We start from the raw sequence: 12,402 nt of genomic DNA on the forward strand, positions 1-12,402 counted from the left end.
GAACTCAGGACATCTCCATGACCAAATACCTACCGAACCGCCGCGCCCTCCTGCAGGCGGGTGGCCTGATTTTGGCTGGCGCCGCTGCATCGAAGTTGACACCCGCTCTTGCCGAAGAACCGAAGAAGCCGACGCGCAATACAGATATCGTGCGTCTCGGCTGGGGCCGCGGCGGTATTCCCCTCATTTCAAAGCAGCGCGGCGTCCTCGAAAAAGATCTCGCAGACAAGGGGATCAAGGTCGAATGGGTCGGCCCCTTCCCGAACCATGCGCCTTCGCTGCAGGCTGTGGTCGGGGGCAGCGCCGATTTCGGCTTTTGGGGATCGACGACGCCAGCACTTGCCGCCATGCTGGCGGGCTCGCCTCTCGTCTTCAATGCCTTCAACGTCTATTCGCCGCGATCAACTGCGGTGATCGTGAAGAAAACAAGCGGCATCAATACCGTCGCGGATCTTGTCGGAAAGAAGGTCGCCGTCAACAAAGCCGGTCTCGGCGAGTTTCTTGTCGTCGCCGCATTGGAAAAGAACGGCATTGAAACCAACAAGGTCGAGTTCGTTTATCTCAATCCTCCGGACGCAGCACCTGCTTTTGCTCAGGGGAAGGTGGACGCCTGGTCGATGTGGTCGCCCGGCGTCGACATCTCCCGCTTCGAGAACGATGCCAAGGACATCTTCAACGAGGGCACGGATCTCGATTTCCTGATCGACTACAGTTCGCTTGTGTCTACCCGCACGTTCTCCGAGGAGAACTCGGAATTGGTCCGGGCCGTGCTCGACGCCTATTACAAGGAAGGTGAGTGGCAGTCACAGAATGCCGCAGAATCCGAGCGGATCGCGCAGTCGGAGGGCAAGTATGCCGATGAGGTGCGCGATTACCTCGCCGGTCTGAAACGGATCAATACATTCTACGAGCCGAGGGACGCCGAATTCATCGCCCAGTTCCAGCGGGCCGCCGATTGGCTCGCCGACCGCAAGATCATCAAGTCGCATCTGAAGGTCGCTGACTACAGCGTCCAGGTATAAGGGAGGAATGTCGATGTCACGGCAACATATCCGTCTCGGCGTAAACGTCCTGGCCTCCGGCCGGCACGATGCTGCGTGGAAGACGTTCGAGGAAAAGCGCCACCTTTCGACCGATATCGATCATTTCATCGCGATTGCGAAATCGGCGGAACGCGGGTTAGTGGACGCAATTTTTCTGGCCGATAATCCGGGTGGCCTGGTCAGCGAAGCCTATACCCGTCCCTGGCGGGCGCTCGATCCGGCGGTCCTCGTCGCTAATCTGGCCGCGCATACCGAGCATATCGGGCTCGTCTGCACCACAACGACGCTGTTTGGACACCCGTATACCATTGCCCGGCAGATCGCCTCGATCGATCATGTGAGCCGGGGCCGCGCGGCCTGGAACATCATCACCTCCCAAAATCCGCCCGCCCTCGACGCTTATGGAGCGGAAAAGGGCTGGGACCAGGCGGAGCGTTACAAGCGTGCCGAAGAGTTTGTCCAGATCGTCACGGCGTTCTGGGATAGCCTGCCAGAGGAAGCTCTGGTCGCCGATCCGGACAATACGGTTTATCTCGACCCGTCGCGGCTGCGCCGGCTGGACTACAAGGGGACGCATTTCTCCGCTCGAGGCGCCTCTTCCGTACCGGAGACGCCGCAAGGCCGGCCGGTAATCTTCCAAGCTGGCCAATCCTCCGACAGCCGCGCGTTTGGTGCACGTTATGCCGATGCCCTCTTCACTGGCCAGCGGATCATAGAAGGCGCACGCGCCTTCTACTCCGAGGTGAAGACCTTGGCAAAAAGCTTCGGACGTGACCCGGATCATCTGCTTGTCATGCCTGGACTGTTTCCGATCCTGGCCTCAACCGAGGAGGAGGCGAAGCGCCACAAGCGCAGCCTGGACGACCGTCTTGATTCCGTCGCCCTGCGCGAAGAGCTGGCACGGCATATGGCCGTCGACGTGTCGCTCCTTTCCGATCTCGATGCGCCGATCCCCTTCGCCGAAAGCGAAGCGAACGAAGCCCTGGTACCGATCGCCTCGCGCTGGCACCGCGCGGAAATGCTGAAGGAAGCGCGCCAGAACGGCTGGAACATTCGGGAACTGCTGTTTTCGAACATCACCGGCGGCCATCGCGTCTTCGTCGGGACACCTGACGGTTTTGCTGAGGACATGCTCCACTGGATCGACACGAAAGGTGCGGATGGCTTCAATCTGAACATCGACGTACAGCCCACCGGCCTCGATCTGATTGCCGACGAGGTCATCCCGGTCCTGCAGAAGCTCGGCCGTTATCGCCGCGCCTATAACGGCCGCACCCTTCGCGACAATCTCGGCTTGCCGCGTTTCGATGCCAAGCCGCGGCACGGGCTTGCAGCCGCGGTCTGAGCGTTCAAGGAATTGTACTGAAATGCCTGATATCAGCAAATTTCGAGGGAGCGCCCTCCGGCTTGTTTCACCTTACGCGTCCTCGCTCGGCCTCGCACCCGCGATCGAGCAAATCGCGAAGACGGCGGTCGAGCGGGAAGTGGATCATCGCCTTCCTCACGAAGAGATCGCCGAACTGAAGGCGCTTGGCGTGGGATCCCTGCGCCTGCCGAAAGACACCGGCGGCGCTGGGGCTTCGCTATCCGAGCTATTTTCCGTCGCCCGTGATCTGGCCGCAGCCGACTCCAACATCGCCCACGCCTTCCGCAACCATCTGTGGCAAGTCGAGGCGGCCTTGCGCCAGCCAGAACATCCGTTTCATGCTCATGTGCTGGCGCTTGCCGCCAAGGGCAAGACGGTTGGGTTGAGCTTTGCCGACAGCGATGCCATCGCCGCCGGTGCGCCGTCCTCGAAGGTCCTGTCGCGGATCGAATGGGACGAAGCCCTGCAGGCCTATCGCGGCTCCGGGCAGAAGGTCTATGCAACCGGCAATCTCTACAACGACGCCTTCGTCGGCCTTGCCGTCGAAAGCCGCGAGAACGCGGTGGTACAGTATGTTCTCGATCGTGGAGACGGCGTTGACGGCGAGGATGACTGGGGTGGCTTTGGCCAGAAGCTGACCGGCTCCGGCACCGCAAAATTCAATGCGGCGACCATTCCGGCCAAGCAGATCTATCCTCAAGACCCGACGCCGCGCGAAGGCGCGGCGCCCTGGCGCTTCACCTTCCATCAGGTCTACCTCACCAATTGCATTGCCGGCGTGGCGCGACGGATTGCACTGGACGCGGTGGATGTGCTTCGCGCGCGCGGCCGCAACTTCTATCACGGCGAGGCGGATCATCCCGCCGCCGAGCCTGTTCTGCAGGCGCATCTTGGACGGGTCAGAGCCTATGCAGCCGCGATCGAGGCGACGATCGACCGGACGATCGCCAGCCTTCAGCAGGCATGGGACAGCCATGGAACCGCAGCGGAATACGATGCCGTTCTGGCTGCATCCCTATCGGCCGCAGAGGCGAAAGTCGTCACCGATGACCTTGCGCCCCAGCTTGCCAGCTGGCTGATCGACCTCGGTTCCGGCTCGGTCGTTTCCCGGAAGGGAGCGCTCGACAGGCATTGGCGCAATATCAAGGTCATCGCCTCGCATAATCCCCGGCTCTACAAGGAACGTCTGCTCGGCCAGAACCTGCTGACCGGACGCCTGCCTCCGACCGGCGCATTCTTCTGATGTATCATCCACCCTCTTTCGTACCGGAGCGCCTTCAATGAACCAGATACTGTCCTCGCCCGCCGGGGTCTCGCCAGCTTTCCCGACGCTTTCGCCGGCTCAGGTCCGTGCCGAACTGCTGGCAAGGCGGGAAATCCTGCTAGCCGACTTGAGGGAAGAGGACCCCTTTGCCAAAGGCCATCCGCTCTGGGCCGCGAACTTCCCGTTCGGAAAACTCGAACTCGACGCTCTCCGGCGCATTCCCCGCCGCGATGTTCTGATCGTGCTCTACGGCAAGGACGAGTATCGCGATCTCGCGCCGCTTGCAGCGCTCAAACTCGCCGGTTGGGGGTATGGTAACGTCCATCTGCTCGAAGGTGGCCTCGCCGCCTGGGAGGAAGCCGGCTATGAAACGTTCATCGATGTCAACGTGCCGTCGAAATCCTTCGGAGAACTCGTCGAAGCGCGCCGGCACACACCTTTGCTGCCGGCCGAGGAGGTGCAGCGCCTGATCGAGTCCGATACACCTCCCGTCATTCTCGACGCGCGTCGCTTTGACGAATTCAACACGATGAGCATTCCGACGGGTACATCGGTGCCGGGAGCCGAACTTGTGCTTCGGGTGCGCGACCTTGCCCCGGACCCGAAAACAACCGTGATCGTCAACTGCGCCGGACGGACACGCTCGATTATCGGGACGCAATCCTTGATCAACGCGGGCATCCCTAACCCTGTTTTTGGCCTGCGTAACGGGACGATCGGGTGGACGCTTGCCGGATTGACGCTGGATCAGGGGGCAACGCGCCACTCTCCTGAAATCTCGCCCTACGCGCGCACGTTGGCACAGGCAGATGCCCGCGCCGTGGCCGAGCGCGCCGGTATTCGCCGCATCTCGTTGCGGGAGGCGGAGGGTTTGGCAAGCCCGGACCGCACCGTCTATCGCATCGACGTGCGATCTTCCGAGGAATATCAGCGGGGGCATTTGCCCGGGTTCGTGAACGTGCCTGGCGGACAGCTTGTGCAGGAAACCGACCATACCGCTCCGGTCCGCGGCGCGCTTATTCTGCTTTCGGACGATGATGGCACCCGTGCCGACATGACCGCATCATGGCTTTCGCAGATGGGTTGGGAAGTATATGTCATAGCCCCCGTTGACGACAGCCAACGCAGCCAGCGCGACAATGAGCGGGCGGATACCATTCCAGCCCCATCTGCAGCCGCCGTCTCGCCGGATGTTCTTCGAAAATGGTTGGCCGGCGGCGACACGATCGTTGTCGATGTCGGCAGTTCGGCAAACTATGTCAAAGGTCACATTCCAGGTGCCTGGTGGGCGTTGCGCTCGCAGCTCGAACACGCGCTCAACACCATCGGGACAGCGAAGCGAATTGTGGTTACCTGCGCCTCCGGCACGCTCGCCAAATTCGCCGCGGCCGACATCCGGGAACTTACCTCCTGCGAGGTATACGTCCTCGAGGGCGGCACCGTTAGCTGGCTGGCCAAGGGGTTACCGGTGATAAAGGGCGAGGAGCGTTTGGCATCTCCTCGCATCGACAGATATCGCCGCCCCTACGAGGGCACCGACGCACCGCGTCAAGCCATGGAGGACTATCTCGAATGGGAGTACGGCCTCGTGGCGCAACTTGATCGCGACGGCACGCATTTCTTCCGTGTCATATAGCATGAGCCGAGTCCCGCACAGCGGCGAGAATTGCGGTTCAATGGGGCAAGGATCTGATGGCTCGAGCCTCTCCGTCGAAGAAATGTACGTTCGATGCCTCCGCCGAAAGGCCGATCTCGCCGCCGGCAGCGGGGACTTCTCCCTCGTCATGCAGGACCAGGCAAGTCCGGTTATCAGGCAGCAGGACATGCAGCAGTGTCACCGCGCCCGTATATTCGCAGAGACTGACGGTTCCGCGCAGAACGCCGGCCCGCGGTTCCACCACTGTCAGATGTTCCGGCCGGATACCAAGCGTTTCGGCTGATTGCGGAGCCGCCAGACCGGCACACAGCAACGGCGCATCGGCGGCAGGCAGAATGTTCATCTTGGGGCTGCCGATGAACTGCGCGACGAAGACATTCGACGGCCGCTCGTAAAGCTCCCGCGGCGAGCCCACCTGCTCTATCCGCCCGTCGCGCAGCACCACGATCTTGTCGGCAAGCGTCATCGCTTCGATCTGGTCATGCGTCACATAGATCATGGTGGTGGAAAGACGCTTGTGCAGGGCGGCGATCTCGGAACGCATATGCACGCGCAACTCGGCATCGAGGTTCGACAGCGGCTCATCGAACAGAAAGACATCCGGATTTCCGACGATGGCGCGGCCGATCGCGACACGCTGGCGCTGGCCGCCCGACAATTCACGTGGATAGCGGTCCAATAACGGTTCCAGCTTCAGGGTCGCGGCCGCTTCGTTCACCCGCCGCTGGCGCTCCTGCGCAGGCACTTTCCGCACCTTCAGCCCGAAGCCCATGTTCTCCTTGACCGTCAGATGCGGGTAGAGCGCATAGGACTGGAATACCATCGCCACACCGCGTTGCGAGGGCTGCACCTCGTTCACTATCCGGTCGCCGATCCTCAACTCGCCGTCGCTGATATGCTCCAATCCGGAGATGAGGCGAAGCAACGTGGACTTGCCGCATCCCGACGGACCGACGAAGACCACGAACTCACCCTCGTCGATCGAAAGGTCCACGCCGCGAATGACCTCGACCGAGYCGAACCGCTTTTCGATGCCTTTGAGCAAAACACTCGTCATAAGCTGAAATTCCTCATCCTTTCACGCCGGATAGCGCAAAGCTTTCGATGATCTGGCGCTGAGCGATCAGATAGACGATCAGGATCGGCACCACGGCAAGGCTGGTTGCCGCAAGCTGAAGGTTCCAGAGCGGCAGACCATAGCTGTCGTTGAAGTTGGAAAGCGCCAGCGGCAGCGTGAACATTTCAAGAGAGCTCACGAAGATCAGCGGCTCCAGGAACAGGTTCCATGAATGCAGGAAGGTGATGATGGCGACCGCCGCCAGAGCCGGCCGCGACATCGGCAGCGCGATCTTCCACCACACGCCGAAGCGGGTAAGGCCATCCATCTTGCCGGCCTCCTCCAGCTCCTTCGGAAGCGCCAGGAAATATTGGCGCATCAGGAAGGTCGCCATCACGCCCTGAGGCCCGAACACGGGCAGCAGGATGAGCGGCCAGTGCGTGTCCACCAGGCCCAACCACCGCATCAGGAAAAAATTGGGGATGATCGTCACTTCCTCCGGCACCATCAGCGCCGAGATGAGAAACAACATCAAGAGCGCAGCACCCGCAAAACGCATCCGCGCCAGCGCGTAACCCGCCAACGACGAGATGACGAGCGTTAGTCCGGTGACGACAATGGCGATGTAGAGCGAATTGAAATATTGCCGGGCGAATGGCTGATAGGTGAAGACTTCCACGAAGTTTTCCCATCGCCAGACGCGTGGGATCAGTGACGGGGCGCCGAAGATTTCCGTCACGCTCTTGAACCCGGCCGAAACCATCCAGATGAAGGGAAAGATAAAGGGGATCGCTGCGATCAGGAGGGCGATCGTCCAGCAGGCACGATATAGAATCCGGGTCTGGCGCTGGGTCATTCCATGCCCTTTCGTCTCAGCGCGACCTGCACCAGCGTCAGCACCATGACGATCGCGAACATGATCATCGCAAGCGTCGAGGCATAGCCGACATTGAAGAACTTGAAGCCTTGCTGATAGATGTAGAAGGCGAGCACCAGGGTGCCGTTTTCAGGTCCACCGCCGGTCATCTGGTAGATGTGATCGAAAACCTTGAAGGAGCCGATCGTCGTGATCACCATGATCACGAGGGTCGCCGGCGCCAAGAGCGGCCAGGTAATCATGCTGAATATCTGCCGGCGCGATGCGCCTTCGAGGCGGGCAGCCYCCTCGTAGTCGCGCGGGATCGCCTGGAGCGCGGCGATGTAAAGGATCATGTTGAGGCCGACCATCTTGATCACACGGGTGACGATGACGGCCGCCATGGCCCAGTTCGGCTCGCGCAGCCAGTTGGGACCGCTAATGCCGACAAGCGCCAGCACCTGATTGATGAAACCACCCTCGCCCTGCAGCATGAACTTCCAAACGATGGCCCAGGCRATCGCCGAGGTGATGACCGGGGCGAAAAACACCGTGCGGAAGAACACGACACCCCGAAAGGGGCGCGAGAGCGCGAGGGCAAGGGTCAGCGCGAGCGCCATGTTGAGCGGCACGAGACCAAGCGCGAAGATGACCGAATTGCGCACCACATGCCAGAAATCGGGGTTTTCCAGCAGTGCGTTCTCGAAGTTGGCGAGACCCACGAAGGTGGCCTGCTGAGTCAGCAGGTTCCATTCGGTAAGAGAATAATAGGCCACCGCCAACAGCGGGCCGAGGAAGAAGATGATGAAGCCAATGACGGTCGGGCTGACGAACAGCCACGCCTCCATCATCTCCCTAGCCTTCAGCGTCAGGCGGGACTCCTGCCCGCCTTGCCTGGTGATATGAATGCTATCGGCCATCTTCGACCCAATCAGAGCAGCGGCTGGATAGCCGAGCAGATACCCTTGATGGCCTGATCGACATCAGCGTCCGCCTTCCATAGGGCATCGACCCTGGGAGCCATCGCCGCCAGGAGCTGCGGGGCCTTCTCATGGGCCGGATGCACGCGACCATTGGCGATCGCTGCTGCCACGTTCTTCATCATCTCCGGCGATACGAGCTTGTTGCCGTTGATGAAGGCATCAGCCTCCAGCACGCTCTTGCGGGCCGGCGGGAAGAATTGCGCCATGGTCGCGACATTTTCCTTGTTGGTCATGTGCGCTACGAATTTGGCGGCTATCTCCTTATTCTTACCCTGATCGAACACGACGAGCCCGGCCTGGCCGATGACGGGCGATTCACCGCCAGGGCCACTGGGCAGCGGGGCAATGCCCCAGTTGAACCCCGCCTCGGCCATCTTGGAAGCGCGCGAGATCTGGTTCACCGTCATGGCGGAATTGCCGGAGAAATAGTCACCCTGTTCGCCTGGCGGTACGATGGACTTGTCCTTGAAGACCATGTCGTGAAGCTGTTTTATGGCCGCGACGGCTTCCGGCTTGTCGAACCCGCATTCCTCATTCGACCAGATGTCGCCGCCATAGGCGCGGATCGGCGGCAGGAACGCATGGGTCATGCGCGAGGCATATCCCTCGCCATCCTTGAACTCGAAACCCCATTTGCCGGGATTGGTCTCCGTCAGCTTCTTGGCGACCTCCTGGAACTTAGCCATGTTCCACTCACCCTTCGCGGCAAGCGCCAGCGGGTCTTCCAGACCTGCTTTGTCGAACATGTCCTTGTTGTAGTAGATCATGAAGGGCGAGGTGGAGAACGGGATGCCGTAAACCGTTTCGCCCTTTTGCCAGAGGCCCATCGCCGGTTGCGAGAAATCGGCGAAATCATAGCCCTCCGCGGCCTTCAGCGTCGGGCCGAGATCCATCAGCAGATTAGCGTTCTCGAAGGCGGGAGCCGCATCCTCCATCATCCAGGCGATGTCGGGGGGATTGCCGCCAGCCACCTGGAAGGTGAGCTTCTGCGTATAGTCGTTGACCGGCACCGTCTCGAACTTCACGTTCACGTCCGGATGCTTGGCCTTGAAGCTCTCGGCAATACCGTTCAGCATCTTCAGATGCGCCTCGCTGCCCGTCCAGACGGTCATGCGCAGATCGGTCGCGAGAACGGATGTCGTCATCAACAACGTCAAAGCGGATGCTGCGATACCTGTTAGTGCGGCCCTCATGGTTTCCTCCCCTTTTGGTCGCTGGTCTTGACCTTTGCCGAATGAACGCCGCGGGCATCCGCTCGGAAAAGGGCAGTCAATCGCAGAGGTCCCGAAGGCCCTCCGCGTGTCGTTTTCAGGTCCTCCAGACGCCGCTCATTCGGCGGCTTGCGGAAGAGCGCCGGGCGCATCCCCGATCGACCATCCTCCGTCGACCGGAATGTTTGCACCCGTGATGTAGCCGGCAGCATCGCTGCACAGAAAAACGAAGGCGCCGACGAGATCCTCGGGCTGGCCCTGTCTGCCAACGGGTATCTTGGCAACGACCGCCCTGCGGAAAACGGGGTCTTCATAACGCGCCGCATTGGCCTCGATCTCGATGGCACCCGGCGAGACGACATTCATCGTCACGCCGCGATGGCCGACCTCCCGGGCAATCCCCTGTATGGCGGTCAGTTGGGCCGCCTTGAGGGAGGCATAGACCACAGTCTCCGCACGCGGACGTGTCGCCATGATGCTGCCGGTTGCCACGACCCGGCCCCAGCCGCGCTCCATCATCGGCGGAACGAACCGATCCGTCAGCGTGAGGAGCGAGGCGAAATTGGAGGCGACATGCTTGTCGATATGGGCATCGTTCAGCTCCCGCCATGGCAGGCGATGCTCGATCGCGGCATTGGCGACCAATATGTCTATCCGCCCGCATTGCTTGAGCACGCCATCCGCGAAAGCCTGCGTCGCCGCGCTATCGGTGAAATCGGCCTCGAAAACCGGCGTATTTCCGCCGATCATGCGCGCCACATCCCTTGCGCCGCTCTCATTGCCGAAATGGTGGATAACGACGTCCGCGCCGTGTTCGGCAAGACCGAGCGCGACTGCCCGCCCGATGCCGGAACTGGCGCCGGTCACCAGCGCACGCCGCCCCTGCAATGAGAAGCGCCGCATGGTCATGACCGGCCACCCAGCTTGTCGGCAACCTCCAGCGAGGCGATATCGGCCGCGACGAAGTGCGCGCGGATTTTCTGCTCGGCGAGATCGGCGTCTCCGGCCGCCACCGCATCGTAGATCGCCTGGTGCCGGGCGATGGTGGCGCGCCAATCGGCGTCACTGCGATTGGCACGGCGCGAAAACAGCTCCGAGACCTCCCGCTGCACGGAGCGCATCCCCTCCATTTGCACGCGGATCATGAAATTCCCCGTCGCCATGGCAAGCCCGAGGTGGAACAGAATATCGGCTGCCGTGAACCCCGAAGGCTCATGCAGCGAGGCGGCCATGTCGGCCAGAGCCTGCCGCATGGTTTCCAAGCCTTGGCTGTCACGACGCTCGGCGGCGAGCCGGGCGATGCCCGTTTCGATGACAAGGCGCATCTCGTTGGCTTCCTGAAGGCGCTTGAGGCTCGATCGCACGGCATAGCCATAGATCCTGTCCATCGGCTCGCCGCTCAGCGCCTTGGCGCGTGCAACCTTGCCCTGCTGAGTGAAGATCAGGCCAGCGGCCGTCAACTGACGCAAGGCTTCGCGCGCAATCGGCTTCGATACCCCGAACTCGCGCGCGATCTCGCCTTCCGGCGGCAGGGGCTCACCGGGCGAGATGCGACCATCGAACAGTGCGGCGGCAATCGCATCGGAAACCCCGTCCGCAAGCCTGGAAGGGCTTGCGGGTTTGTCGGTGAATACAGGCTTCCTGTCGGAGTTGTCGGTCATCTCATTCCTCATGCTGTAAACCCTATCATGTCGTTTTCAACTTAGCAACTAGGTTTATCAGTTGCCAAGATAACATCCTATCGCTAGAAGTATCAGACAAGCCGACCAACGGCGAGCAAAACATGGAGCGATAAAAAGCCCGATGGACCCCGCACAGACATCACCCAGCGACGCCATCCGCATCACCGACGTGATCGCCCATCCGTTGAGTCAGACGCTTCCCAAGCCGACGGTCACCTCGTGGGGTTCCTATACGACGGTCTCCATCGTCCTCGTGGAGGTTCGCACCGACGCCGGCCTGGTCGGCGTCGGTGAGACGCTGGCGCGCTTTTCTCCAAAGGCCTATGCCGATCTGATCGAGACATCGCTGAAACCGCGGCTCGTCGGCCAGGACCCGCGCAATATCGGCGCATTGTGGCAATCCATGCGCCGGTCGCTCTCGGGACGCGCCGGCGGCATGCTGATAGAAGCGATCGCCGGCGTGGATATCGCGCTCTGGGACATCATGGGCAAGGCGGCCGGGCTACCGATCGCCAAGCTTCTCGGCGGCATGGGCCGGGAACGGGTCGACGTCTACGCAGCGGCGGTGAACTGGGTCGATGACGCCGAGGCCGATCGCGAGCTGGAGCGCTATATCGGCGAGGGTTTCCCACGCATCAAGGTGAAGATGTCCAACCCGGTGAAGGAGGCTTGCCGCCGCATCGAGCGGCTACGCAACCGGGCCGGCGACGATATCGCACTCTGCGTCGATGCCAACTGGGCGTATAATCTGGACCAGGCGATCGAAGTCGGCCGGGCGTTGTCCGCCAACGGCTATTTCTGGTTCGAAGAGCCGCTTGCCCCCGAAAACGAGCAGGGCTACGAGGAACTGCGCAAGCGCTGCGACGTGCCGCTTGCGGCGGGCGAGAGCAATTTCACTGCAGATCAGGCCCAGCGCCTCGTCGCCAACCGCACCCTTTCCATTCTTCAGCCGGACGTGGCCCGTGCCGGCGGCATAACCGAAACCCGCCGCATGGCTGATTATGCGGCTTTGCACGACGTCGGCTATGCCCCGCATATCGGCATGTCCGGCATCGTCTGCGAAACGGCGAGCGTGCATCTGGCGGCGGCGCTCCCCAACTTCAAGGTCATGGAATGCGAGTGCGACCTCAGCCCCTTCAAGCGCGAGCTTGCCGATCTGGCACCGGGTTGCCTTCGTCAGAAGGACGGTACCCTCGATGTTCCGGCAGGTCCGGGTCTCGGCATCGAAATCGATTGGGACGCCGTAAAGCGGCTCCGCACTCAGTGAGGTCCAAGAGAAGATG

At 61.5% G+C, this 12,402-nt stretch carries 11 protein-coding genes; 5 read left to right on the forward strand and 6 right to left on the reverse strand.

The window, feature by feature from the left end; all coding sequences use genetic code 11:
* Positions 1–17: 17 nt before the first annotated feature.
* From LCM4573_RS20465 to LCM4573_RS20480, 4 genes are read left to right on the forward strand one after another with little or no spacing between them, the layout of a single operon-like run.
* The gene (locus tag LCM4573_RS20465) at positions 18–1,022 is read left to right on the forward strand and encodes an NrtA/SsuA/CpmA family ABC transporter substrate-binding protein (protein ID WP_071008212.1); all 1,005 of its coding nucleotides are present in this window, start codon (positions 18–20) and stop codon (positions 1,020–1,022) included.
* 13 nt (positions 1,023–1,035) lie between these two features.
* Positions 1,036–2,388: an NtaA/DmoA family FMN-dependent monooxygenase gene (locus LCM4573_RS20470; RefSeq protein WP_157895531.1), complete on the forward strand. Its 1,353-nt coding sequence runs from the start codon at positions 1,036–1,038 to the stop codon at positions 2,386–2,388.
* Between the two features lie 22 nt (positions 2,389–2,410).
* Entirely contained in the window at positions 2,411–3,652 is a 1,242-nt protein-coding gene (locus LCM4573_RS20475; RefSeq protein ID WP_071008214.1) for an acyl-CoA dehydrogenase family protein, read from the forward strand.
* A gap of 37 nt (positions 3,653–3,689) precedes the next feature.
* Entirely contained in the window at positions 3,690–5,309 is a 1,620-nt protein-coding gene (locus LCM4573_RS20480; RefSeq protein ID WP_071008215.1) for a rhodanese homology domain-containing protein, read from the forward strand.
* A gap of 37 nt (positions 5,310–5,346) precedes the next feature.
* On the opposite strand, the gene LCM4573_RS20485 is transcribed toward LCM4573_RS20480, so the two are convergent.
* From LCM4573_RS20485 to LCM4573_RS20510, 6 genes are all read right to left on the reverse strand, one after another.
* Positions 5,347–6,387: an ABC transporter ATP-binding protein gene (locus LCM4573_RS20485; RefSeq protein WP_071008216.1), complete on the reverse strand. Its 1,041-nt coding sequence runs from the start codon at positions 6,385–6,387 to the stop codon at positions 5,347–5,349.
* Between the two features lie 13 nt (positions 6,388–6,400).
* Complete coding sequence (locus LCM4573_RS20490) at positions 6,401–7,243, reverse strand: carbohydrate ABC transporter permease (RefSeq protein ID WP_071008217.1); 843 nt, start codon at positions 7,241–7,243, stop codon at positions 6,401–6,403.
* The gene (locus tag LCM4573_RS20495; RefSeq protein WP_071008218.1) at positions 7,240–8,163 is read right to left on the reverse strand and encodes a carbohydrate ABC transporter permease; all 924 of its coding nucleotides are present in this window, start codon (positions 8,161–8,163) and stop codon (positions 7,240–7,242) included. The genes LCM4573_RS20490 and LCM4573_RS20495 overlap by 4 nt, the downstream gene beginning before the upstream one ends.
* 11 nt (positions 8,164–8,174) lie before the next feature.
* Entirely contained in the window at positions 8,175–9,419 is a 1,245-nt protein-coding gene (locus LCM4573_RS20500) for a sugar ABC transporter substrate-binding protein (RefSeq protein ID WP_071008219.1), read from the reverse strand.
* 135 nt (positions 9,420–9,554) lie between these two features.
* Positions 9,555–10,346 carry an SDR family NAD(P)-dependent oxidoreductase gene (locus tag LCM4573_RS20505; protein ID WP_071008220.1) on the reverse strand — a complete coding sequence of 264 codons (792 nt, stop codon included), beginning with the start codon at positions 10,344–10,346 and terminating at the stop codon, positions 9,555–9,557.
* Positions 10,343–11,098 (reverse strand): FadR/GntR family transcriptional regulator, encoded by a 756-nt coding sequence (locus LCM4573_RS20510; protein ID WP_071008221.1) that lies wholly within the window; start codon positions 11,096–11,098, stop codon positions 10,343–10,345. The genes LCM4573_RS20505 and LCM4573_RS20510 overlap by 4 nt, the downstream gene beginning before the upstream one ends.
* A gap of 142 nt (positions 11,099–11,240) precedes the next feature.
* Between LCM4573_RS20510 and LCM4573_RS20515 the strand changes: the two genes are divergently transcribed.
* The gene (locus LCM4573_RS20515; protein ID WP_071008222.1) at positions 11,241–12,386 is read left to right on the forward strand and encodes a mandelate racemase/muconate lactonizing enzyme family protein; all 1,146 of its coding nucleotides are present in this window, start codon (positions 11,241–11,243) and stop codon (positions 12,384–12,386) included.
* Positions 12,387–12,402 lie beyond the last annotated feature (16 nt).

The organism is Rhizobium sp. LCM 4573, assembly GCF_001854865.1.
Classification (GTDB): Bacteria; Pseudomonadota; Alphaproteobacteria; order Rhizobiales; family Rhizobiaceae; genus Neorhizobium.